This is a genomic window from Candidatus Pelagibacter sp. HIMB1321 (assembly GCF_900177485.1).
Taxonomy (GTDB): Bacteria; Pseudomonadota; Alphaproteobacteria; order Pelagibacterales; family Pelagibacteraceae; genus Pelagibacter.
The window spans coordinates 72,339-95,707 of the sequence record NZ_LT840186.1 but is presented as its reverse complement, the minus strand read 5'-3'; the positions used below and the strand labels follow the sequence as shown (position 1 = coordinate 95,707).

Annotated in this window: 20 protein-coding genes, 2 tRNA genes and 1 other RNA gene; 11 read left to right on the top strand and 12 right to left on the bottom strand. The window is 30.4% G+C overall.

Annotated elements, in window-relative coordinates; translation table 11 throughout:
* Positions 1 to 17: 17 nt before the first annotated feature.
* From ftsZ to B9N70_RS00515, 4 genes are all read right to left on the bottom strand, one after another.
* A complete protein-coding gene (gene ftsZ, locus B9N70_RS00530) occupies positions 18 to 1,499 on the bottom strand; it encodes a cell division protein FtsZ (RefSeq protein ID WP_085113864.1) in 1,482 nt (493 codons plus the stop codon).
* 3 nt (positions 1,500 to 1,502) lie between these two features.
* On the bottom strand, positions 1,503 to 1,970 hold the full coding sequence (gene mraZ, locus B9N70_RS00525; RefSeq protein ID WP_085113863.1) for a division/cell wall cluster transcriptional repressor MraZ: 468 nt from the start codon (positions 1,968 to 1,970) through the stop codon (positions 1,503 to 1,505).
* Between the two features lie 260 nt (positions 1,971 to 2,230).
* An RNA gene (rnpB, locus tag B9N70_RS00520) (RNase P RNA component class A) lies at positions 2,231 to 2,588 on the bottom strand.
* Between the two features lie 45 nt (positions 2,589 to 2,633).
* Positions 2,634 to 3,302, bottom strand: coding sequence for an N-acetylmuramoyl-L-alanine amidase (locus tag B9N70_RS00515; RefSeq protein WP_231909402.1), 669 nt, complete (start codon positions 3,300 to 3,302; stop codon positions 2,634 to 2,636).
* 128 nt (positions 3,303 to 3,430) lie between these two features.
* Here B9N70_RS00515 and B9N70_RS00510 point away from each other — a divergent pair, with 128 nt between their 5' ends.
* The 3 genes from B9N70_RS00510 to B9N70_RS00500 are packed head-to-tail and all read left to right on the top strand — an operon-like array spanning position 3,431 to position 5,316.
* A complete protein-coding gene (locus tag B9N70_RS00510; protein WP_231909401.1) occupies positions 3,431 to 4,216 on the top strand; it encodes an MlaA family lipoprotein in 786 nt (261 codons plus the stop codon).
* A gap of 11 nt (positions 4,217 to 4,227) precedes the next feature.
* A complete protein-coding gene (locus tag B9N70_RS00505; RefSeq protein ID WP_085115100.1) occupies positions 4,228 to 4,824 on the top strand; it encodes an MlaC/ttg2D family ABC transporter substrate-binding protein in 597 nt (198 codons plus the stop codon).
* 6 nt (positions 4,825 to 4,830) lie between these two features.
* Entirely contained in the window at positions 4,831 to 5,316 is a 486-nt protein-coding gene (locus tag B9N70_RS00500; RefSeq protein WP_085113861.1) for a hypothetical protein, read from the top strand.
* A gap of 10 nt (positions 5,317 to 5,326) precedes the next feature.
* Here B9N70_RS00500 and B9N70_RS00495 read toward each other — a convergent pair.
* The 5 genes from B9N70_RS00495 to B9N70_RS00475 all read right to left on the bottom strand — a co-directional run bounded on the left by B9N70_RS00495 (position 5,327) and on the right by B9N70_RS00475 (position 9,672).
* Positions 5,327 to 5,403 (bottom strand) — tRNA-Ile (locus tag B9N70_RS00495).
* A gap of 58 nt (positions 5,404 to 5,461) precedes the next feature.
* Positions 5,462 to 5,536, bottom strand: a tRNA-Val gene (locus tag B9N70_RS00490).
* A gap of 8 nt (positions 5,537 to 5,544) precedes the next feature.
* Entirely contained in the window at positions 5,545 to 7,365 is a 1,821-nt protein-coding gene (gene rpoD, locus B9N70_RS00485) for an RNA polymerase sigma factor RpoD (RefSeq protein ID WP_085113860.1), read from the bottom strand.
* Positions 7,366 to 7,432: 67 nt separating this feature from the next.
* Positions 7,433 to 9,211, bottom strand: coding sequence for a DNA primase (gene dnaG, locus B9N70_RS00480; RefSeq protein WP_085113859.1), 1,779 nt, complete (start codon positions 9,209 to 9,211; stop codon positions 7,433 to 7,435).
* Positions 9,211 to 9,672 (bottom strand): GatB/YqeY domain-containing protein, encoded by a 462-nt coding sequence (locus tag B9N70_RS00475; protein WP_085113858.1) that lies wholly within the window; start codon positions 9,670 to 9,672, stop codon positions 9,211 to 9,213. Before B9N70_RS00475 ends, dnaG begins: the two co-directional genes overlap by 1 nt.
* Positions 9,673 to 9,799: 127 nt before the next feature.
* Between B9N70_RS00475 and carA the strand changes: the two genes are divergently transcribed.
* Genes carA through B9N70_RS00460 form a run of 3 tightly spaced genes read left to right on the top strand, consistent with a single transcriptional unit; the run spans position 9,800 to position 14,417 of the window.
* Positions 9,800 to 10,993: a glutamine-hydrolyzing carbamoyl-phosphate synthase small subunit gene (gene carA / locus B9N70_RS00470; RefSeq protein WP_085113857.1), complete on the top strand. Its 1,194-nt coding sequence runs from the start codon at positions 9,800 to 9,802 to the stop codon at positions 10,991 to 10,993.
* Positions 10,971 to 14,195 (top strand): carbamoyl-phosphate synthase large subunit, encoded by a 3,225-nt coding sequence (carB, locus tag B9N70_RS00465; protein ID WP_085113856.1) that lies wholly within the window; start codon positions 10,971 to 10,973, stop codon positions 14,193 to 14,195. The genes carA and carB overlap by 23 nt, the downstream gene beginning before the upstream one ends.
* Positions 14,196 to 14,417: a DUF6552 family protein gene (locus B9N70_RS00460; protein ID WP_085113855.1), complete on the top strand. Its 222-nt coding sequence runs from the start codon at positions 14,196 to 14,198 to the stop codon at positions 14,415 to 14,417. It begins immediately after the preceding gene.
* A 2-nt stretch (positions 14,418 to 14,419) separates the two neighbouring features.
* Here the strand turns inward: B9N70_RS00460 and B9N70_RS00455 are convergent, their stop codons facing one another.
* On the bottom strand, positions 14,420 to 15,082 hold the full coding sequence (locus B9N70_RS00455; RefSeq protein ID WP_085113854.1) for a hypothetical protein: 663 nt from the start codon (positions 15,080 to 15,082) through the stop codon (positions 14,420 to 14,422).
* Complete coding sequence (locus tag B9N70_RS00450; protein WP_085113853.1) at positions 15,082 to 16,020, bottom strand: mitochondrial fission ELM1 family protein; 939 nt, start codon at positions 16,018 to 16,020, stop codon at positions 15,082 to 15,084. Before B9N70_RS00450 ends, B9N70_RS00455 begins: the two co-directional genes overlap by 1 nt.
* 21 nt (positions 16,021 to 16,041) lie before the next feature.
* On the opposite strand from B9N70_RS00450, the gene trxB reads away from it, so the two are divergent.
* Positions 16,042 to 16,986, top strand: coding sequence for a thioredoxin-disulfide reductase (gene trxB / locus B9N70_RS00445; RefSeq protein WP_085113852.1), 945 nt, complete (start codon positions 16,042 to 16,044; stop codon positions 16,984 to 16,986).
* A gap of 8 nt (positions 16,987 to 16,994) precedes the next feature.
* Here trxB and B9N70_RS00440 read toward each other — a convergent pair whose 3' ends face one another.
* Positions 16,995 to 18,179 (bottom strand): pyridoxal phosphate-dependent aminotransferase, encoded by a 1,185-nt coding sequence (locus B9N70_RS00440; RefSeq protein ID WP_085113851.1) that lies wholly within the window; start codon positions 18,177 to 18,179, stop codon positions 16,995 to 16,997.
* Between the two features lie 36 nt (positions 18,180 to 18,215).
* On the opposite strand from B9N70_RS00440, the gene uvrB reads away from it, so the two are divergent.
* From uvrB to uvrC, 4 genes are read left to right on the top strand one after another with little or no spacing between them, the layout of a single operon-like run.
* Complete coding sequence (gene uvrB, locus B9N70_RS00435; protein ID WP_085113850.1) at positions 18,216 to 20,390, top strand: excinuclease ABC subunit UvrB; 2,175 nt, start codon at positions 18,216 to 18,218, stop codon at positions 20,388 to 20,390.
* Positions 20,372 to 21,124: an SDR family oxidoreductase gene (locus B9N70_RS00430; protein ID WP_085113849.1), complete on the top strand. Its 753-nt coding sequence runs from the start codon at positions 20,372 to 20,374 to the stop codon at positions 21,122 to 21,124. Before uvrB ends, B9N70_RS00430 begins: the two co-directional genes overlap by 19 nt.
* Positions 21,121 to 21,546, top strand: coding sequence for a dihydroneopterin aldolase (locus tag B9N70_RS00425; RefSeq protein ID WP_085113848.1), 426 nt, complete (start codon positions 21,121 to 21,123; stop codon positions 21,544 to 21,546). The genes B9N70_RS00430 and B9N70_RS00425 overlap by 4 nt, the downstream gene beginning before the upstream one ends.
* Positions 21,533 to 23,368 (top strand): excinuclease ABC subunit UvrC, encoded by a 1,836-nt coding sequence (uvrC, locus tag B9N70_RS00420; protein WP_085113847.1) that lies wholly within the window; start codon positions 21,533 to 21,535, stop codon positions 23,366 to 23,368. Before B9N70_RS00425 ends, uvrC begins: the two co-directional genes overlap by 14 nt.
* Position 23,369: the final 1 nt, after the last annotated feature.

Sequence of the window (23,369 nt, the reverse complement as noted above, 5' to 3'; positions counted from 1 at the left end):
TATTTTTTTGAAGACCATTAATTCTTTTGTCTTCTTAAAAATGCTGGTATCTCTAAATCATCTTCCTGTTCATCATCGCTGTCTGCAGACAACAATTCATTTGAATTTAAAGTATCATTATCATTGCTGAATAAATCTGGAGCATCAGACTCTACTCCAAACTCGCTTAAGTCATTTTTAATTTCTTGTTCAATTGTAGAATTTTCTTCACTTGTAGCTTCTTCAGTAAATGAAATTTCCTGCTCATTTGAAGTCTCTTCAATAGTATTTTCAACTTCTTGATTTTTTAGAAGTTCTTCATGGTATTGATGATTGGCTTGATTAACTTCTTCTTTAATAGCTTGTTGGTTAGCCGTATCTGAGGTTACTTCATTTTCAAGTTTTAAAGCATTTGCACCATGAGAAACTGGACTTGAGCTACTTGTGGTAAAATTAAATGATGCAGTTGGTCCAACATTAGAAAAATCTGAATAACCTGTGTTTCTATTTTGTATTCTATGAACCATGTTTATAACTGATTTGGTTTCAGGTTGTTGACCATCTAATGAAGTAGCAACAATTGAAACCCTCATTTTACCATCAAGCTCAGAGTCGGTTATTGCACCTATTATTAGTTCTGCTTCAGGATCAACTTCAGCTCTTACTTTATTTACAGCTTCATCAACTTCAAAAAGCTTAAGATCTTTGCCGCCAGTAATGTTTACTAGTAAACCCTTTGCACCTTTTAATGTATAATCATCAATCAAAGGATTGCTTACTGCCATCTCAGCAGCTTTGATTGCTCTTCCTTCACCTTCGGCTTCACCTGTACCCATCATTGCTTTACCCATTGAAGCCATAACAGTTTCAACATCAGCAAAATCGAGATTGATCAAACCAGGTCTTACCATTAAATCTGTAATACTTTGAACACCATGCATTAAAACATTATTTGAAAGATTAAATGACTCTTCAAATGTTGTTTGTTCATTAGCAATTTTAAATAAGTTTTGATTAGGAATTACAATTATTGTATCTACATGTTTTCTTAATTCCTCAAGACCTTGTTGTGCTCTTCTCATTCTTGAAGGTCCTTCGTATAAAAACGGTAGTGTTACAACACCAACTGTTAAAATATTTAACTCTTTAGCTGCTCTAGCTATGACATGTGCTGCACCAGTTCCTGTCCCACCACCCATTCCAGCAGCAATAAAAACCATGTTAGCACCTTGTAGAGTGTTTACAATTTCATTTAAAGATTCATCTGCTGCGGCTTGACCAATATCATGTTTAGCTCCAGCACCTAATCCTTTAGTTAAATTTAATCCTAATTGAATTCTAGTTTTTGCTTTACTTAATTTTAAATCCTGAGCATCAGTATTAACTGCTATAAACTCAACTCCTTGCAAATTATTTTCGATCATTTCATTAATTGCATTTCCGCCTGCTCCTCCAACTCCAATTACTAATAGTCTTGGTTGCAGTTCTTTGATCTCTGGTGCTTTAAAGTTAATTGTCATCTTTTATTTCCCCTCGTTGTTAATAAAATGTTTTTCCCATTTAAGACTAGCTCTATTGATATTTGCTTTTTTTCTAGCTGAGATCTTAAATTTTTCAAAAATTGCTGGTTCCCAAATTTGGAAAGTTTGACCTTGACCAACAAACAACATGCTATTTTTAATTTTTGCATGTTTTAGTAATTTTTCTGATATTGTTATTCTACCTTCACTATCAAACTGTAGATTTGTACTATCTGCCAAAATTGATGTTGCAAAAAAATCTCTTTTTTCTTCAAAAGGATTTAAAGAGTCTATCGCAGATGAAATTTTTTCAATTCTATCCTGAGAACAAGCTTCAATAGATGTATTATTAAATGAAGGGTAACAAATAACACCATTATAACCTAGGTTAGATAAATGAGATCTAAAACTAGCAGGCACTGAAACCCTCCCTTTTTTGTCCAGTTTGTTCTCGTAAGTAGATAAAAACATAATATTTAAAATTCAAAAATTCCATATTTGGGAATATATGGGAATATATGGGTTATTAATTAACCTGTCAATTGTTGAATTTTAGGCGTTTTTAAGCCTATTGTTTCAAATTTACTAAATAAGTATTTGGTTATTTGTTATAATTTAAACTAATGTCTTTTTCTCTTAGTTGGGTTGAATTCAAAGAACAAAATTGTCTCAAACTTGAATCAAAGCAAGAACATTTGATAATTATAAATTATTTATAAGTGTTGATAAGTTTTGCCAGATAAACTGTAAGCCGGGTTCTGTCATTTAAATCTATCATTTGTCTAGGCTTAAGATCACTCTCAAGCTCAAGCAACTAACCCTGATGACGAGCCAAGGATGGCTTTTAGTTTTTACACAATGTCACCTCTACTTAGTCTTGCTCCCAGTGGGGTTTTCCAGCGTTCATTGTTACCAATAGAACCGGTGTGCTCTTACCACACCTTTTCACCCTTGCCATGTTATGGCGGTATATTTTCTGTGGCACTATCCCTAGGGTTTCCCCCGCCAGGTATTACCTGGCACTGTATCCTTGAGGAGCCCGGACTTTCCTCTTTAAAATAAATTTAAAGCGATAAATCATTTATCTGGCAGATTGAATTTATAATTTGTTTTAAAATTTACAACAGTTTTTAATTATGATTTTAAAAGGTTTTTACTTATTAAATAACATTCTTGATCAGGAATTCCATTCACCAAATTTTGTCTAAAATGTCTTTGAAAAGCCTTAGTTATAAATTTTTTATTTGAATTGAAACTTAATCTTTTGACAATTCCATAACCAATTTTATTTAAATTTTTTATAAATATTATTTCTTCATCTTTATTTAATCTTTTTTTTCTAATTTTTTTTAGACTAGATTCTTTTAAAGAATGCCAAATGGCTAGTTTAAGATTAGCAAGATTTTTCCAAGGAAACTTTTCCCCAGGATCTTTTTTTCTTTCGGGTGCAATGTCGGAATGTCCCAATATATTCTTTAAATTAATTTCATATTTTCTAATTAATATTTTTAATAATATTTTTAATGAACCTAATTGTTTAGATTTAAAGTTCTGATATCTATTTTCATGACCAGGATTTTGTATTTCTATACCAATTGAATTTTTGTTTATCGATTTATATTTTTGCCAACTTGACTTTCCAGCATGCCAAGCAATATATAAATCTGGAACAAGATTTATTATTTGACCATTTTTTTTTATGAAATAATGTGCACTAACATTTTTATTTTCATCACATAATCTTTTAATTGCTGAGCTCTCACTTTTCATTCCCGTATAATGAATCACAATAAATTTGATCATTTTTTTTCTCCTTTTCGGTAAACTAAAGTTTGGAGAGTAAAAATTTGATATTTTAAGCCTCATTTAAGCTATATTATTGTTAAAATCTTAATTTACATGTTGATAAATTATTATATATAAATGACCAAATGATCAAAAAAATTACATTAATTTTAATTGCAACTATTACGCTAATTGCAAATGTAAACGCATCATCAGATGGCGAGTTGTTATTAAAAAAAAATGATCCTGCAGAAGTTAAAGAATGCTGGGAAGGTTTTAATAGGGCTTCTTTTGCTTTAAACCAAGGGTTAGACAAAGTTATATTCAAACCTGTTGCGAGCGTTTATAGAACATTACCAACGCCAATTAAAAGTGGCGTGAGCAATTCATTAGATAATTTGTCAAATGTAGTCACTATACCAAATAATATTTTGCAGGGTGAATTTTCAAAAGCAGGTGTGAATACTGGTAGATTTATAATTAATACTACTGTTGGAATTTTAGGATTTGTAGATGTTGCAACCTTAATTGGCTTTGAAGAATATGAAAAAGAGGATTATGGTCAAACATTAGCGGTACATGGCGTTGGACCAGGGTGTTACTTGGTTCTACCAGTCTTAGGACCCAAAACTGCTAGGGATACTTTAGCATCAACTTTTAATTTCATGGGTGGTGATGCTTGGTACAACATCACAGTTGCTAACGATACTCAGTATGTGAGTGAATTTGATTATTATGCTTCAAGAGTGACTGCTGGAGTAGATTTTAGAGCAAAAAATTATGACTCTATTGAAAATCTACAAAAAAATTCTTTAGATTTTTATGCATCTGTTAAGAGCGTTTATCTGCAAGACAGACAGCAAAAAATACTTAACTCAAATGAAGTTATAGAGTCAATGGACGACTCTGGTTGGGAAGAAATAGAAAATTAAATCATATTTACATGATTAAAAAACTTTTAACTATATTTGCGATATTAATTTCTATAACTAACTTTAATTCAACATCTTATTCAATAGAAGCTGATGTTTTTGTTCAATCTACTGTTAATAGAGCTGCCAGTACTCTCGGAGGAAATCTTACTAAAGAACAAAGAGTTGAAGAGCTAAAAAAAATAGCTAAGGAGACGGTTGATATATATGGAGTAGGAATGTACTCCTTAGGAGCAACTAGAAAAAGTTTAACCAAGGAACAGCTAAAAACTTATAATCAAGTTTTTGAAAATTATTTCCTCAAAAGCTTTGCAGATAGACTGGCTGAATACTCTAACCCAATTATTGAAGTAAATTCAAAAGAAAAACTAAATGAAAATTATACAATTGTTTCAAGCACACTAGTTGCAACAGATAAAAGACCAGAAATAAAAATTGAATGGAGAATTTACACAAAAAATCCTGATAAACCTTTGATTAGGGATTTGATCATTGAAGGTTTAAGCTTAGCCAGAACTCAGAAGGAGGAATTTAGCTCCATAATTCAGAGTGCTGATGGGGATGTGAACGCACTTTTTGCTAATCTTAAAAACTTTTCTAATAAGTAAAGTTTAATGAGTTTTAAACTCAAAGTCTCACCAAAGTTTTCTTTTATAATATCCTCCATAATATCTTTGCTATTTTCTTTATATGCAGCTTACAAGGGTGTCATTCTTTTTTTTGTAGAAAAGGCAATGGAAGATACTTTTGTAGGAGGAAATGCGTCAAGTATTTCTATATCATTATGGCTTACAATTAGTGGGGTCATGATTTTTATCTCATTTTTATTTTTTTACTTTGTAAAAATAAAAGACTTAAAAAGCCAAAAATTAATTCTCACAGGTATAATGATTATTTGGGTTGGTGTGATTTTGTTATTAATAATTTTTCTACCTAAATTTTTTTATTATTCAGCGCTGCCATTGCTTGCGCTGATTTTTTGCTTTATTTCAGCTATTAATATTAAAAAAGAGATAATAAATGAAAAAAGAAGCAAAGGATTATCTGAAACAGAGATCAATCTACTTCAAAGGCTGGCTGGAATAAAAAAGAGGAAGTAACCGCTTAATTTGGTGGGCCCGCCAGGACTCGAACCTGGGACCAATACATTATGAGTGTACTGCTCTAACCAACTGAGCTACAGGCCCAAAAGACATTGTTTAGTATATCATTTTTTTAAGGTTATCAATTAAAGAAATATTTTAATGGTGGGCCGTGTTGGTTACGCTCCAACTACCCCTGCAATGTCAATGCAGTACTCTACTATTGAGCTAACGGCCCTAGAGATTTTAGCTTTCTAAGAAACTTTTTAATTGTTTAGATCTGCTTGGGTGTTTTAATTTTCTAAGTGCTTTTGCTTCAATTTGTCTAATTCTTTCTCTGGTTACCGAAAACTGCAATCCAACTTCTTCCAAAGTGTGATCTGTATTCATTCCAACACCAAATCTCATTCTTAAAACCCTCTCTTCTCTTGGTGTTAGTGTTGACAATATCTTAGTAGTTGCTTCACCTAAATTTGACTTAATTGCTTGTTCTAATGGTGCAAGAGCTTTTGTATCCTCTATAAAATCTCCTAAACTACTATCTTCTTCGTCACCAACTGGTTTTTCTAACGAAACTGGTTCTTTTGAAATTTTTAAAACTTTTCTTACTTTATCTAAAGGCATTCTCAACTTTTGAGCTAACTCCTCAGGGGTAGCTTCTCTTCCAAATTCGCTTAAAATAAGTCTTTGAGTTCTTACAATTTTATTAATTGTTTCAATCATATGAACAGGAATTCTAATTGTTCTTGCTTGGTCAGCAATAGATCTTGTTATTGCTTGTCTTATCCACCAGGTTGCATAAGTTGAAAATTTATAACCCCTTCTGTATTCAAATTTATCGACAGCTTTCATTAAGCCGATATTACCTTCTTGAATTAAATCTAAGAACTGTAAACCTCTATTAGTATATTTTTTTGCAATTGAAATAACTAATCTTAAATTAGCCTCAACCATTTCTTTTTTTGCAATTCTAGATTCTTTTTCACCCTTTTGAACTCTGCTAACCAATTTTTTAAAATCAGTTACAGACATTCCAAGTTTGTGACTAATTTCAATTAGTCTTTCTCTAATATTTTTAAATTCATCTTTATTTTTTGCAAAAAACTGTTTCCAAATACTATTTGTATCTAAGAATTTTTTTAAATTAGGATTTATTTCATTACCAATATAAAACTTAATAAACTCATTTCTTGAAATATTATGATCCATCGCAAATCTCAAAAGATTTCCCTCTAATGAAATGATTTTCTTATTTTCAGTATAATGTTTTTGAACAAGTTCTTCTAAAACAGATGGGGAAAGTTGTAATGATTTTATTTTTTCTAAGATATCATTAACTATTTTTTCATAACCTTTTTCTTTTGCTGGAGAAAAAGTTTGTGAATTTAAAACACATTCGAGCTTTTCTTTTTGGTATTTAATTAATTTATTATACTCTTTTGTGAGTGTTTGTACTGTTTTAAGGACTTTAGGTTTAATTTCAGTTTCCATTGCAGCAAGTGTTGGGTTGAAATCATCATCATCTGATGATCCATCTTCTTTATCTGTTTCACCTGCATTTTTTTGTTTAGCACTAGGTCCGGTACTTTCATCTTCCATATAATTTGTATCGATATCAATTATTTCTCTAACTAAAATTTCATCTTTTTGTAATTGATCATTCCATTCAAAAAATTGTTGTGCAGTAAGAGGACTTTGAGATAATGCGATTAACATTACATCTTTTCCAGCTTCTATTCTTTTGGCAATTGCAATTTCACCTTCTCTTGAAAGGAGTTCAACTCCTCCCATTTCACGAAGATACATTCTGATAGGATCGTCACTTTTTTCAATTGTTTTACCCTCTTCTTTTGATGAAGTTTCTTTTTTTCTTAAAACTTTGTAGTCCGATTTCTTTTCTACAAGGGCAACACCTTCATCTAAGATGTGAATAAATGCTTGTGATAAATTTTCATCTGAAAGATTTCTTTTACCTAGTGATTTACTTAGCTCTTCATAAGTAATGAAACCTCTGTGGGTTCCTCGACCCATCAATCTAGCAAATGATTTAGTAATAATTCGTTCCACAGCAATATAAGTTTGGAAGTCTTATATAATGTCAAATTATTAAAAATCCATTACTTATTTTATTCGATTAATTGATATTTTGCTTTTTTTTAAGCTCTTTTAACTGGTTAAAAGTTGCTTCACTTAGATCTTTGGAAAATTTAGATTCTAGCTCCTGAATCCGATGCTCTAAATCATAATTCATAAGATCTCTACTTATATCCTCTAACAACTCAATTACTTCATACTCATCTTTAGATTTATTTTCAAAGATATTCTTAATTGGGGCAAATTTATTAATTCTTTCTAAAATTTGAAAATCTATATTTAGTTCATTGCTTGTTAATTTTTCTCCTGTTTTTAATTTTTCAATTATTAAATCAAATATTTGTTTATTCATTTCTGTAAAAATTTTTATATTTTCTAATAAATGTAAATTTTCTTGAATTAAACTTAGGTTATTAATCATTAAATATAATAATGAATACTCCTTAAGCTCTACTCCAGTCAGAGATTGACTATCTTTAAATATCTTTTTTGTACTATCTAGAGTTTTTATTGTTTTTTTATAATTATAATTCTTCTTATTTTGATTGGAGTGTGGAGTTAGCTCTGCAATTTTTTCTAGAAAATATTCTAGGACATATTTCTTAATAAAGTCATCTTTAATTGTATTGGCTATAGATCTTAATTTTTTTTCAAAAATTGCCATTGAAGAAGGATTATTTTCTGTCTGTTTTTTATAATGACTGAAAATAAATTGATGAATTGAAATTTTACTTTGCTTAGTAAAATCTATAAAGAAATTTTTACTATTTTTATTTACATAGCTATCAGGATCTTCTCCATCAGGAAGAAATAAAAAAGAAATTTGTTTTTCAGGTCTTAATTCTTTAATTGAATTTTCAGCTGCTCTTAAAGCTGCTTTATAACCACTTTCATCACCATCAAAACATATAATAATGTCATCAAAGAATTGATTTAAAGTTAAAATTTGTTTGTCTGTTAATGAAGTTCCAAGATTAGCTACTACATTTTCAATACCACTTTTGCTTAACCCAACAACATCCATATAACCCTCAACCAAATAAATATTATCAAGTTTGTTGGAAAGTTTTCTTGCTTGATCTAAATTATATAAGTTAGAACCTTTTTTAAAAAAATTTGTTTCAGGTGAATTTATATATTTTGCTAAAAAATCACTTTTTTCTATAATTCTGCCACCCAGTGCAATTGGTTGGCCTGAGATGTTATTAATTGGAAAAATAAGTCTTCCTCTAAATCTCTCTAAATAAGTATTTTTCTTTTCATCTAAATAAAATAGACCCGTGTCCAATAAAGATTGAGTGCTAAATTCTTTATTTAATTCCTCAAAAAAATTTGGATTTTTTTCAATATATCCTATCTTAAATTTTTTAACCTGATCTTTACTAAGTGATCTTCCTTTTAAATATTCTCTTGCAACATTTAAGTTTTCATTTTTTAAAAGTTCTTCATGATAAAAATCAACATACTTGTTAAATATTAACGCATATTCTTTCCATTTCTTTTCTCTTTCTTCATCTTGTTTAGAAAACATATAAGGTTGCATACCTGCAAGGTTTGCTAAATATTTTACTGCCTCACCAAATCTCAAATTTTGTGTTTTCATCACAAAGTCAAAAATATTTCCATGTTCAGATGTTGCAAAACAATGATAAAATTCTTTTTCATCATTTACTGTAAAGGATGGAGTTTTTTCATTTTTAAAAGGTGACAATCCAAGAAACTCTTTTCCTCTTTTTTTCAAATTTACTGTTTTCGAGACTACAGAAGATACTTTTAGCCTTGTCTTGATTTCATCAAGATATTCTTTTGGATATTTCATTATTTATTCAATAGTTGCTTTAATAAAGCTCCAGCTTTTGCAAAATCTAAATCATCAGAATATTGTTGTTTTAAAGCACCCATGACCTTGCCCATATCTTTAATTGAATTTGCACCCAATTTAGCAATGATTTCTTCACATATCTTTTTGGTATCTTCTTCACTAAGTTGCTTTGGCAAAAAACTTGTTAAGATTTCATATTCATTTTGTTCCACCTCTAAAAGATCATTTCGATTATTTTTTTTATATATTTCTATCGATTCGGCCCTTTGTTTAACCATCTTCTTTAAGAGTTTTTTAATATCATCATCATCGGTATCTTTTTTATTCGGTCCTGATCTATTTGAAATATCCAAATCTTTAATCGAAGATAAAATTAACCTGTAGGTTGATATCTTTGTTTTATCTTTAGATTTTAATGCATTTTTATATTCAGTTTCGATTGTATCTTTTAATGACATAATTTTCACAACTTACTTCAAAGACAAAAATGTTCAAAAGAAAAATTGTATTTTTACAATTTTATAATAAATGTCTGTTGCGATAATAATCCAGTTATTGTAATAACCTTTAACTCATGAGTTGTAATTGAAGAAAAAACCAAAAAAAACAAACTCAAAAAACTCACAAATTCATACAGGTATTTTAGTTCTTGAAAACAAAAAGGTTTTTAAGGGAATTGGTATTGGATACCAAGGAATTGCAACTGGTGAAGTTTGCTTCAATACTTCACTAACTGGTTATCAGGAAATTATATCTGATCCATCATATGCTGGACAGATAATAAATTTTACTTTTCCTCACATTGGCAATGTGGGAACTAACAAAGAAGATTATGAAAGTGATCATGTTTGGACTAAAGGAGTAATATTTAATTCTGAAATTACTGATCCTTCAAATTATAGATCATTTCAACATTTGGATGCATGGTTAAAAAAAAATAAAATTGTTGGAATTACGGGACTAGATACCAGAAGTTTAACTAATTTTATTAGAGATAAGGGAGCACCAAAAGGCACAATTTCTTATTCAAAAAATGCAAAGTTCAATATAAGCAAGCTTACCAATACAACTGTTAAATGGTCAGGATTAAAAAATTTAGATCTTGCAAAGGATGTTAGTACAAAAAAAAGTTATATCTGGAAAGGTTTTAAAACCTGGAAAAAGGAAAGTGGGTTTATAAAAAATAATAAAAATCAATATCATGTAGTTACTATTGATTATGGAATTAAAAAAAATATTTTAAGATATTTTTCAGATTTTAACTGTAAAGTTACTGTCGTTTCTTGCAAAACTAGTTCTAAAGAAATTTTATCTTTAAAGCCTAATGGTATATTTTTATCAAATGGCCCTGGAGATCCAGCTGCAACTGGCAAATATGCAATTGATATAATTAAAGATTTAATTAAAAAAAACTTACCTATTTTTGGAATTTGTTTGGGTCATCAAATTCTAGCATTGGCACTTGGTGCTAAAACAAAAAAAATGAAACTTGGTCACCGTGGAGCTAATCATCCTGTGAAAAATTTAATTCATGATAATGTAGAAATTACCAGTCAAAACCATGGTTTTGAAATAGTAAAAGAAAGTCTTCCAAAAAATATTCAAATTACTCATAAATCATTATTCGATAATTGTATTGAAGGAATAAGACTTAAAAATAAACCAGTGTTTTCAGTTCAATATCATCCAGAGTCTAATCCTGGCCCTCAAGACAGTGTCTACTTATTTAAAGAATTTATTAACAATATGAAAAAAAATGCCAAAACGAAAAGATCTTAAAAAAATATTAGTTGTTGGAGCAGGTCCAATTATTATTGGCCAGGCTTGTGAATTTGATTACTCGGGAACACAAGCGTGTAAAGCTCTTAGAGATGAAGGTTATAAAGTCATATTAATTAACTCAAATCCTGCAACGATTATGACTGATCCAGGTGTTGCAGACAAAACTTATATTGAGCCTATTACATTAGAGGTTTTAGAAAAAATTATTCAGAAGGAAAAACCTGATGCAATCCTTCCAACTATGGGTGGTCAAACAGCTTTAAATCTCGCAATGGAAGCTGAAAAAAAAGGAATTCTTAAAAAATATAAAATTGAGTTAATTGGAGCTAACTCAAAAGCAATTGCAAATGCTGAGGATCGAAAAAAATTTAGAAAAAATATGATTGATATTGGTTTAGATTTACCAAAATCTAAAATTGTAAACAATATCAACCAAGCTTCAAAAGTTTTAAAACAAATTGGTTTACCTGCAATAATAAGACCAGCTTTTACCCTAGGTGGATTAGGTGGAGGAATTGCAAAAAATAAAAAAGATTATCTTAAGATAATTAAGAGTGGACTACACGAATCTCCTGTGAGCCAAGTTCTAGTAGAAGAATGTCTTGAAGGTTGGAAAGAATTTGAAATGGAAGTTGTAAGAGATAAAAAAGACAACTGTATTATAATTTGCTCCATTGAAAATGTAGATCCTATGGGAATTCACACTGGAGATTCTGTTACAGTTGCGCCAGCTCTAACATTAACAGATAAAGAATATCAAGTGATGAGAAATGCGTCCATTGCGTGTCTAAGAAAAATTGGAGTTGAAACAGGAGGATCTAATGTTCAGTTTGCAATTAATCCAAAAAATGGAAGAATGGTAGTGATTGAAATGAACCCAAGGGTTTCCAGGTCATCTGCTCTAGCATCTAAAGCAACTGGATTTCCGATAGCTAAAGTTGCTGCAAAACTTGCTGTTGGCTACACACTGGATGAACTCAAAAATGAAATTACAAAAGTAACTCCAGCATCTTTTGAGCCAAGCATTGATTATGTGGTTACAAAAATTCCAAGATTTACTTTTGAAAAGTTTTCAACTTCCCCTGCATCATTAGGAACTTCAATGAAGTCGGTTGGTGAGGCAATGGCAATTGGTAGAAACTTTAAAGAATCTTTACAAAAAGCTTTAGTTTCTCTTGAAACTGGATTTTCTGGATTAGATAGAATTTTGGATCTAAATACAAAGCAAATTGAAAAAAAACTTAAAGAAAATATTCCAAACAAGCTACTTTATATTGCTGAAGCAATAAGAAAAAAAATAAATCTAAAGAGAATATTTAATCTTTCAAAAGTTGATCTTTGGTTCTTAAACCAAATTAAAGAAATCGTTGATACTGAAAATAAAATCAAAAATAAAGGATTACCAAAAGAATTTAATGAATTTAATAGAATAAAATCTATTGGTTTTTCAGATAAAAAACTTGCTGAATTAACTAATACTTCTGAACAAATTGTAAGACAAAAACGAACAGCTTTAAAAATATTGCCTGTTTATAAAAAAGTAGATACTTGTGCTGCAGAATTTAAATCCTTTACTCCTTACATGTATTCAACATATCAAAGGAATTTTTCAATTAATTCAGAATGTGAAGCAGATCCAAGTTCAAAGAAGAAAATAATTATTTTAGGTGGTGGACCAAATAGAATTGGTCAAGGCATCGAATTTGACTATTGCTGCTGCCAAGCAAGTTTTTCATTAAAGGATGCGGGTTTTGAAACCATAATGGTAAACTGCAACCCTGAAACAGTATCTACTGATTATGACACAAGTGATCGGTTGTATTTTGAACCTTTAAAAGAGGAATATGTTTTTAACATTATCAAAAAAGAGCAAGAAAAAGGAAATCTACTTGGTGTCATTGCTCAATTTGGAGGACAAACACCAATTAAATTAGCAGAATTTTTGCATAAAAATAAATTACCTATTTTAGGAACACAATATACATCAATCGATCTTGCTGAAGATAGAGACCGATTTAGAAATCTCTTAAACAAACTTCATTTAAAACAAGCTGAAAGTGGAATTGCTAAAAATTACAAACAAGCAATTCAAATTGCAGATAAAATTGGATTACCTTTGATGGTAAGACCTTCGTATGTTTTAGGTGGAAGAGCTATGGAGATAGTTCATGAAAAAAATCAATTGAAAAACTTTATTGAAGAAGCTTTTAAAGCTGCTGAAGAAAACCCTATTTTAATTGATAAGTTTATAGATCATGCAATGGAAGTTGACGTTGATGCTATTTCAGACGGTAAAGATGTTTTTGTGGCAGGGATTATGCAGCACATAGAGGAAGCTGGAATCCACTCAGGTGATTCTGCTTGTAGCTTGCCTCCTGTATCAATTAAACCATATCTAATTAAGGAAATTGAAAATCAAACTAAAAAATTAGCATTAGCTTTAAATGTTAAAGGTTTCATGAATATTCAGTTTGCTATTAAAAAAGATGAAATTTATGTAATCGAAGTTAATCCTAGAGCAAGTAGAACTGTCCCATTTGTATCTAAAGCAAAAGGTTTACCCCTTGCAAAAATAGCCTCTAGAATCATGGCAGGAGAAAAACTATCTAAATTCAATTTAAAAGATAAATCTAAAGGCATGTATGCAGTTAAAGAGGCTGTATTTCCATTTAATAAATTTCCCAACAGTGATTTACTTTTAGGACCTGAAATGAAATCAACCGGTGAGGTAATGGGGTTTGATAAAGATTTTGGTATGGCTTTTGCTAAAAGTCAGATAGCTGCAGCTAATTCATTACCAAAAAAAGGTCTTGCTTTTATCTCTTTAAAAAATGCTCATAAAGATGAAGGGATAGACCTTGCAAAGCAATTAATAAAATTAAACTTTAAACTTTGCGCAACCAAAGGAACAGCTGAATACATCCAAAAATATGGAATGAAATGTAAAATTATTAATAAAGTAAGCAGCGGCTCTCCTCATATTGTTGATGTTTTAGACTCTAAAAAGATTGCTTTAGTTATTAATACTGGCGGGGGAAATAGTGAGCATAGATTAAACGATGCAATAGCACTAAGAAGGGCAACTCTTAAAAATAAAGTGCCTTATTGCACTAACATGTCTACAGCTCTTGCTTGCTTAGAGGGAATTAAATCTTTAAAGACTAAGAAATTAGAAGTTACTTCTCTTCAGGATATTTAAATGAAAACAGTGGATATCATTAAGTGGATTGCAACAATAATTCAATTGATTGGATATGGTCTTACTGGAATGGGATTAACACCTTTAAATATTTATTTTTTCATTGTTGGTATTTTTTTATGGTTTGTTACGGGATATCTTTGGAAAGATAAGGCTATTATGGTTGTCCATGTTGGAGCGTTACTTTCAATACTAAGTGGCTTATTTTTCTCTAACAGTTAAATTTATTCAACTTTCCAGTCAGTTTCAAAAGTCACATAATTGACTTGAATACATCGTCTTTCTTTAATTATCTTTTTCTTTTCCATTCCGTGCCAAGTGTTAGGTCCACTAGTAAACATATAGCCATAGTTGTGTTTGTATGGGACTGTTTTAACTTTTTCTAATTTTTCATTATAAAAATCAGTTCCAAGATCCTCAGATTCATTGGCATCATTCACAAATATTAAGCCAGACATTAGTTTTTCTTTAATATCACAATGAGGTTTCAGCCAAAAACCCTCTCTATCACAGATTACCTCTACTCTCACATATGAATTTGACAGGTCTTTATTAATCATTTTAGAAATTCTTTCATGCACTTCTTTGGATTGAAGTTCTTCTATAAATTTTACTAAATGTGGAAATTGAGAAGCATTTTCTTTTGTAACAAAACATCTAAATTTTATTGCTTTACCTCCTGATGGATTGCCTTCTCTAAACTCTGCTGCACCACCATCGATTGCTCTTGTGCCATCATAATTAAGATCAAATTGTTTAACATCTGGTATATCTGCACTAACAATTTCGTTAATAGCTCCATCATTTAATGCATCTTGATATTCCCAATGATCAAATGGAAAGTTATGTTTCTTTGAATGATCTGTGATACTTTTTAAAAATGACATTATGATAATTGTTTTTTAATTTCGTTTGCGACTCTACTAGTTTCATCAAGTCTTTCATAGTCCCAACTTTCAAGACTATTATCTAATTTCTTAATTATATTTAATTTGCCAAATAATTCTCTAAACTTTCTAATTCTCTGATCATTTTTGTTGGTTGGAATATCAGCAACATAGATTGGTTTACCAGTTAAAGCTGCCTCTGATATCATTGAGGTTGAATCACATGTAACACAAATATATTTTGCTAATGATAAAGCAGATAAATATGCTTTTTTATCAATAGTATCTATCACAAGGCTATTTTGTTGAAGTTTAAATTTAGATAATTCAATTATATTTTTTGGTGTCCTCATTGAGGGAATTACTATCCCCTGAAGATTATTTTTAATTACCAAGTTATTAAAAATATTTAAAACATTTGAAATATTTTTTTCTGAGTAATCATAATGTTTTGTTGGTCCACCTAATACAAGTAAAAAATAATCTTTATCTAAATCTAATCTACTTTTTAAATAGTCTGAATGACTATCAATCTCATCTTGTGTTAAATAATGTATAGCACCATTAGTTTGATAAACATTATTGCCCATAAGACCATCATGTTGTGGAGCGATAATATAATCAAAATTATTAAGAGAAACTTTAGGGTCTTGAATATGGATATTTACAACTTTCTTTGGTGAATTTTTTTTTAAATAAATAGATGGAATTACACTTTTTCTCCCACATGATATGATTACATCAAAATCATCTGTATTAATTTTTTTAAAAACTTTTTGAGAAATGGGAGTTAATTTTGGTGGAAGTAATTTCCAAAAATTATCAAGTTCAACTTTGTGGTGAGTAAAATCTAAATCAAGAGCTTTAGCTAAACCTTCTACTTGGCTTATCATACCATGCATTCCTTCAGTTAATAAAATAGCTTTTAATTTAGACATTAATGACTATATACCTCTCGTATGAGTCAAAATCCAACTAAACACACAAAAGTATTAATTATTGGATCTGGTCCAGCCGGATACACAGCTGCAGTTTATGCTGCAAGAGCAATGTTAAACCCAATTTTAGTTTATGGAGCACAACCAGGTGGACAATTGACTACAACAACAGATGTTGAAAATTTTCCTGGTTTTGCAGATGTAATTCAAGGCCCTTGGTTAATGGACCAAATGAAAGATCAAGCTAAAGCTGTTGGAACTGAAATGATTGAAGATCACATTTCATCAGTGAATTTAAAATCTCAACCATTTGAAGCTGTAGGAGATAGTGGACAAAAATACACAGCGGATAGCATAATTATTTCAACAGGCGCTCAAGCAAGATGGTTAAATTTAAAATCTGAACAAGAGTTCAGAGGTTTTGGTGTTTCTGCTTGCGCAACTTGTGATGGTTTTTTCTTTAAAGACAAAGAGGTCGCTGTTGTTGGCGGTGGTAATGCTGCTGTAGAGGAAGCAATGTTCCTAACTAAATTTGCATCAAAAGTTAAACTAATTCACAGAAGAGATGAATTAAGAGCTGAAAAGATGCTTCAAAAGAAGTTAATGGAGAATAAAAAAATTGAAATTATTTGGGACAGTGCAGTTGATGAGGTAATTGGCGACAATGAACCTAAAAATGTAAAAGGTATCAAAGTGAAGAATTTAAAAACGAATGAAGTTACTGAAATGAAAGTTGATGGTTTATTTATTGCAATTGGACATGATCCAGCAACACAACTTTTCAAAGAACAATTAGAAATGGATAAAGAAGGCTATTTAATCACTAAACCAGACTCAACAGAGACAAATATTCCAGGTGTCTATGCTGCAGGTGATGTAAAAGATAAAACCTTTAGACAGGCTGTAACTGCTGCGGGTATGGGCTGTATGGCTGCTCTTGAAGCTGAAAAATTTTTATCTCACTAAAAAGATAATTATAAACTTTCACAAAAAGATTTTATTCTTTCCATTGCCTTTTTTAAATTTTGCATAGAAGTTGCATAAGAAATTCTAAAATAACCATCTAATCCAAAGGCTGATCCCTGAACAACAGCAACGTTTGATTTTTCTAATAATTTTTGAACAAAATCAGTATCTGTTTTTAGTCCAGTTTTTTTATTTAAAAGACCTTTGCAACTTGGGAAAACATAAAATGCACCATTAGGGGTTAGACAACTTATTCCTTCTATTGCATTTAAACTTTGTACAACAAAATTTCTTCTTTCTTTAAATGCTTTAGATCTTTTTTTAATAAAACTTTGATTTCCGTTTAAAGCTTCTACTGCAGCAGCTTGGCTTATTGATGAAGGATTTGAAGTTGATTGTGATTGAATTTTTCCAATTGCTTTAATGATATCTTTAGGTCCTGCCGCATATCCAATTCTCCAACCAGTCATTGCATAAGATTTACTAACTCCATTCATAGTTAAAGTTCTATCTTTTAATTTAGAAACTTGAGCAATGGTATAAAATTTAAATTTATCATAACTTATATGTTCATAGATATCGTCGCTCAAAATATGTACGTTTTTATGTTTCACTAGCACTTTTGCTAGATCATTAATTTCTTTTTTAGAATAACCAGCACCTGTTGGATTTGATGGCGAATTCAAAATTAGCCATTTTGTTTTTTTTGTAATTGCTTTTCTTAATAATTGTGGAGTTAATTTAAAGCCATCGGCTTCACCACACTTTACAATTTTTGGCTTTCCACCTGCAAGCAAAACCATATCGGGATATGAAACCCAAAAAGGCGCTGGAATTATAACTTCATCACCTTTATTCAAAGTGGCCATAAAAGCATTATACAAAACCTGTTTTCCGCCAGTGCCGACTGTTATTTGGTCAGCAGTAAATTTTAGATTATTTTCCCTTTTAAATTTGTTTACAATTGCTTTTTTCAAAGAGGGTGTTCCATCAACTGCCGTATACTTTGTGTCACCATCTTTGATTGCTTTTATTGCAGCTCTCTTAACATTATCAGGAGTATCAAAATCTGGTTCACCAGCTCCTAATCCAATTACATCTTTACCTGCAGCTCTGAGCTCTCTTGCTTTTTGAGTTACAGCAATAGTTGGAGATGGTTTAATTCGTTTTAAACTGTTTGATATTATGCTCATTGAAATAAAATATAATTCTAATACGCTGTTTAATATATGGAAAATACTTATCAAGATTTAATTACTGATATTCAAAACAAAAATCCAAAAATCAGTGGAAAACTTGAGGGTGGAAAAAAATTTAAAATTAAATCTGATTTTAAACCTGCAGGTGATCAGCCAGAAGCAATTAAAAAGCTTGTTAATGGTGCAAATAAAGATCAATTCAACCAAGTACTACTTGGCGTTACCGGTTCGGGAAAAACATTTACAATGGCAAAAGTTATTGAAGCAACTAATCGTCCAGCTCTTATTTTGGCACCAAATAAAACTCTTGCTGCACAACTTTATGGAGAAATGAAATCTTTTTTTCCTGATAACGCTGTTGAGTACTTTGTTTCATATTATGATTACTACACACCAGAAGCCTATGTTCCGAGATCAGATACTTACATTGAAAAGGAAGCTTCAATTAATGAGCAAATTGATCGAATGAGACATTCAGCTACAAGATCACTTTTAGAGAGAGATGATGTTTTAATTGTTGCAAGTGTTTCTTGTATTTATGGATTGGGGTCAGTTGAAGCCTATAGTAAAATGACATTAACCCTTCAAAAAAATTATGATTATAACCGTGAGGAAATTATTAAATCTTTAGTAGCTCTTCAGTATAAAAGAAATGACCAAAATTTTTACAGAGGAACTTTTAGAGCTAGAGGAGAATATCTAGAAATTTTTCCTTCTCATTTAGAAGATAGAGCTTGGAGGCTTTCTTTATTTGGAGATAAGTTAGAACAAATAGAGGAATTCGATCCTTTAACTGGAGATAGAGTACGAGAATTAAGTTTGGTAAAAGTTTATGCAAATAGTCACTACATAACTCCTAAACCAACCATAGAACAAGCAGTTATTAATATTAAAAGAGAATTAGAAGTAACTTTAAAAAAGCATAGAGCTGAAAATAAATTATTAGAAGCCCAAAGATTAGAGGAAAGAACTAAATTTGATCTTGAAATGATTGAAGCAACAGGCTCTTGTGCTGGTATTGAAAACTACTCTAGATTTTTATCTGGAAGAAAACCTGGTGAGCCCCCACCAACACTTTTTGAATATTTTCCAGACAATACTTTAATATTTGTAGATGAATGTCACGTGACCGTCCCTCAATTAAATGGAATGTATAAAGGGGATAGATCAAGAAAGAGCACTTTGGCCGAATATGGTTTTAGACTTCCGTCATGTATGGATAATAGACCATTGAAATTTGAGGAGTGGGACATGATGAGGACCCAAACTGTTTTTGTCTCTGCTACTCCTGGACCATGGGAGCTGGAACAAACAAAAGGTAAATATATTGATCAAGTTATTAGACCAACAGGATTAATTGATCCAGTAGTTGAAATTAGACCTGCAAAAAATCAGGTAGATGACTTAATGCATGAGTGCAAACATGTTATTGAAAATAATCATAGAGTTCTAGTTACAACACTTACCAAAAAAATGGCTGAAGATTTAACTGAGTATCTTCACGAAAATGGAATTAAAGTTCGATACCTTCATTCAGATATTGATACATTGGAGAGAATTGAAATAATGAGGGATTTAAGAATGGGCGTGTTTGATGTGCTCGTTGGTATCAATCTTTTAAGGGAAGGATTGGATATTCCAGAATGTGCACTTGTTGGAATTTTAGATGCAGACAAAGAGGGCTTTCTAAGATCTGAAACTTCATTAATACAAACAATCGGAAGAGCAGCAAGAAATGTAGATGGTAAAGTAATTCTTTACGCAGATAAGGAAACAAAAAGTATAAAAAAAGCAATTGCCGAGACAGACAGAAGAAGAAACATACAATTAGCTTACAACAAAAAACACAAGATTGATGCAAAAACAGTCAAAAAAGAAATCAGTGATATATTAGAAAGTGTCTACGAAAAAGATTATGTAAAAATAAGTGAAGGATCAAATGTAGGAGGAAATCTTAAAAAACACCTTAAGGCATTGGATAAAAAAATGAAGGAGGCTGCATCAAATTTAGAGTTTGAAGAAGCAGCAAAAATTAGGGATGAAATTAGAAAATTAGAAAGTACCGAATTAGAAATCACATTAAATCCAAAAATCAGACAATATGATGTAAAAAATAAATTATATCCAAAAGGTAGATCAACAATGGGTATGCCAGGAACTAAGGTTACTAAAAAAAGAGACAAAAAATGGAAGCACGGAAAATAATAATTACAGGTGGGGCAACAAGAATTGGTGCTGCAATTGCAAAGAAATTATCTGGTCCCAATAAAGAGATTGTTATTCATTTTAATAAATCTAGGTCTAAAGCTGAAAAATTAAAAAAAGAATTATCAGAAAATGGTACTAAAATTTATTTGATTAAAGGTGATTTGGAAAAAGAAAATGACATTAATAAAATAATGAAATTTTCAAAATTAAAACTTAAATATTTTGACTGTTTAATAAATAATGCTTCGTTATTCGAAAATGATAAATTAGAAAACTTTACTTCAAAAAGTTGGGATAAACATATTAATATAAATTTAAGATCACCAGCTTTATTGTCTAAAAGTTTTGCAAAAAATGCTAAGGGTTTAAATAATAATATTATAAATATAATAGACCAAAGAGTTTTTAAGCTTACTCCTTATTTTTTTTCTTACACTATAAGTAAAACTGGACTTTATACACTTACCAAAACAAGTGCGATGAGTTTAGCTCCAAAAATTAGAGTTAACGGAATTGCGCCTGGGCCAACTATTAAAAATCAAAGGCAATCTAAAAAACACTTTAAAAAACAATATTTAGCAACCCCTCTAAAAAAACAAGTTGATGTAAAGCAAATTTGTAATGCTGTTGACTTTTTTATAAAAAATATATCTATTACCGGTCAAGTCTTAGCTGTAGATAGTGGGCAAAGTCTAAATTGGAAAACACCTGATATTATGACGAAAGAATGAAAAAAAATAATCTAAACGTTGTAAAAATCGATAAGAATAAAAGTTTATTCAACTACGAAAAAAAAATATTAATCAATGAATTGGTATTAGATTTAAAACTTGGTTATTACGACTTTGAAAAAAATAAAACCCAAAAAGTAAAATTTAGCTTAGAAATTGATTACGAGGATAAGAAGCCATCAAATGATAAAGATATAAAATCAATTGTAAATTATGGTACAATTGTAAAGTTAATAACAAAGCTTGTTAAGAAAAAACACTACAACTTCCTTGAGACTTTAGCTGAAGCAGTTTTTGATGAATTATTTAAAGACAAAAGAATTGCTAAAATAATGTTGAAAATTGAAAAATTAGAAATTTTAAAACAATGCTCGTCCGTTGGTATCCAAATTACCAAAAAAAGAAGTCATGATAAGCTCTGAAATTGGAAAAGAAGTAATTAAAAAAGAGCTCCCTTTAGTTCCTAAACTGCCAGGTGTTTATAGGATGCTAAATGAGAAAAACGATATTCTATATGTTGGTAAAGCCAAAAATCTACCCAATAGACTTAAAAGTTATGTTGCTGAAAAAAATCATATTATTCGAACCGAAAGAATGCTTTCTCAGACGAGAAAACTTGAAATTACAACTACCTCAAATGAGAGTGAAGCATTACTTTTAGAGGCAAACTTAATTAAAAAATTTAAACCTAAATTTAATATTTTATTAAGAGATGATAAATCCTTTCCATTTATATTCATTGGCAACAAAGATAAATGGCCGCAAATAAAAAGACATAGGGGAAAAAAATCAAAAGAAGGTTTTTATTTTGGTCCATTTGCATCCGCAGGATCTGCAAATTGGACTATTAAAATGATACAAAAAATTTTTCATCTCAGAGTTTGTGATGATACTGTTTTTAAAAATAGAGAAAGACCTTGTATTCTTTATCAAATCAAAAGATGTTCGGGACCATGTGTTGGTTATGTAGAAAAAAATGACTACCAGCAGACAGTTGATGATGCAATCGAATTTGTGTCTGGCAAATCAAGGAAGATACAAAAAAATTTATCAAATCAAATGGAGAAAGCTAGTGAAGAGTTGGACTTTGAAAAAGCTGTAATTCTAAGAGATAGAATCAAAGCACTAAATATTATTCAATCTTCTCAGAGAATTAATGAAGCAAATTTAGTAGAGGCAGATGTAATTGCTGGTTATAAAGAGTCAGGCAAAACATGTATTCAAGTTTTTTTTTATAGATCAAAGCAAAACTGGGGAAATCAAGCCTTTTTTCCAAAACATGATCCAGATGAAAATTTAAGTGAAATTTTGAATTCATTCATTTCTCAGTTTTATGAAAATAAAAGTGTACCCTCAGCAATAATTCTATCAGAAGAAATAAAAGAAAAAATTTTAATTGAAAAAACTCTAACTGAAAAAGAAGGCAAACAAATAAGCATTACTGTTGCTAAAAAAGGATCAAAACTCAAAGTTGTCAATCAAGCAATTAAAAACGCTAAAGATAGCTTAAATAGAAAGCTTTATGAAAGTCAGAATAACAAAGAACTTTTTGATCAAATTGCAAAAAAATTCAATCTTGAGACAAGTATTAATCTAATAGAAGTCTACGATAATAGTCACATTCAAGGAACAAATAGCGTTGGAGCTTTGATAGCTTATGGTGACGAAGGCTTTATTAAAAAAAGATATAGAAAGTTTAATATTAAAAATAAAGAAAATGAACAAGATGATTATGGAATGATGAGAGAGGTGTTGAGCAGGAGGTTTAAAAGAGCCGTTCAAGAAAAAGATAACTCCCTATCCTTTCCTGATTTAGTCATGGTAGATGGTGGAAAAGGTCAATATTCAGTTGCTAGAGAAAGTTTAAACGAATTAGGTCTTCACGATATTCCTATTATAGCAATTGCAAAAGGCAAATTTAGAAATAGTGGAAATGAAACTTTTTTCCACAATGGAAAAGAATTTAAATTTTCTAAAAATGATCCAACTTTATTTTTTCTTCAAAGAATAAGAGATGAGTCACATAGGTTCGCAATCAGTGCCCATAGAGCAAAAAGGAAGAAAGGTATCAGTAAATCCTTATTAGATCAGATTGAAGGTATTGGTGCTATCAGAAAAAGAGCCTTATTAAACCACTTTGGATCAGCAAGATCGGTTGAATCTGCGAGCTTGGATGAAATTAAATCAGTAGAAGGTGTTGAAGAAAAAGTGGCAAAAAAGATATATAACTTTTTTCACGAGTAAT

What these genes read in the sequence shown, in the direction of transcription:
- ftsZ (WP_085113864.1), bottom strand. Translation starts at nt 1,499, where the DNA reads ATGACAATTAACTTTAAAGCACCAGAGATCAAAGAACTGCAACCAAGA.
- mraZ (WP_085113863.1), bottom strand. Translation starts at nt 1,970, where the DNA reads ATGTTTTTATCTACTTACGAGAACAAACTGGACAAAAAAGGGAGGGTT.
- B9N70_RS00515 (WP_231909402.1), bottom strand. Translation starts at nt 3,302, where the DNA reads ATGATCAAATTTATTGTGATTCATTATACGGGAATGAAAAGTGAGAGC.
- B9N70_RS00510 (WP_231909401.1), top strand. Translation starts at nt 3,431, where the DNA reads ATGATCAAAAAAATTACATTAATTTTAATTGCAACTATTACGCTAATT.
- B9N70_RS00505 (WP_085115100.1), top strand. Translation starts at nt 4,228, where the DNA reads ATGATTAAAAAACTTTTAACTATATTTGCGATATTAATTTCTATAACT.
- B9N70_RS00500 (WP_085113861.1), top strand. Translation starts at nt 4,831, where the DNA reads ATGAGTTTTAAACTCAAAGTCTCACCAAAGTTTTCTTTTATAATATCC.
- dnaG (WP_085113859.1), bottom strand. Translation starts at nt 9,211, where the DNA reads ATGAAATATCCAAAAGAATATCTTGATGAAATCAAGACAAGGCTAAAA.
- B9N70_RS00475 (WP_085113858.1), bottom strand. Translation starts at nt 9,672, where the DNA reads ATGTCATTAAAAGATACAATCGAAACTGAATATAAAAATGCATTAAAA.
- carB (WP_085113856.1), top strand. Translation starts at nt 10,971, where the DNA reads ATGCCAAAACGAAAAGATCTTAAAAAAATATTAGTTGTTGGAGCAGGT.
- B9N70_RS00460 (WP_085113855.1), top strand. Translation starts at nt 14,196, where the DNA reads ATGAAAACAGTGGATATCATTAAGTGGATTGCAACAATAATTCAATTG.
- B9N70_RS00455 (WP_085113854.1), bottom strand. Translation starts at nt 15,082, where the DNA reads ATGTCATTTTTAAAAAGTATCACAGATCATTCAAAGAAACATAACTTT.
- B9N70_RS00450 (WP_085113853.1), bottom strand. Translation starts at nt 16,020, where the DNA reads ATGTCTAAATTAAAAGCTATTTTATTAACTGAAGGAATGCATGGTATG.
- trxB (WP_085113852.1), top strand. Translation starts at nt 16,042, where the DNA reads ATGAGTCAAAATCCAACTAAACACACAAAAGTATTAATTATTGGATCT.
- B9N70_RS00440 (WP_085113851.1), bottom strand. Translation starts at nt 18,179, where the DNA reads ATGAGCATAATATCAAACAGTTTAAAACGAATTAAACCATCTCCAACT.
- uvrB (WP_085113850.1), top strand. Translation starts at nt 18,216, where the DNA reads ATGGAAAATACTTATCAAGATTTAATTACTGATATTCAAAACAAAAAT.
- B9N70_RS00430 (WP_085113849.1), top strand. Translation starts at nt 20,372, where the DNA reads ATGGAAGCACGGAAAATAATAATTACAGGTGGGGCAACAAGAATTGGT.
- B9N70_RS00425 (WP_085113848.1), top strand. Translation starts at nt 21,121, where the DNA reads ATGAAAAAAAATAATCTAAACGTTGTAAAAATCGATAAGAATAAAAGT.
- uvrC (WP_085113847.1), top strand. Translation starts at nt 21,533, where the DNA reads ATGATAAGCTCTGAAATTGGAAAAGAAGTAATTAAAAAAGAGCTCCCT.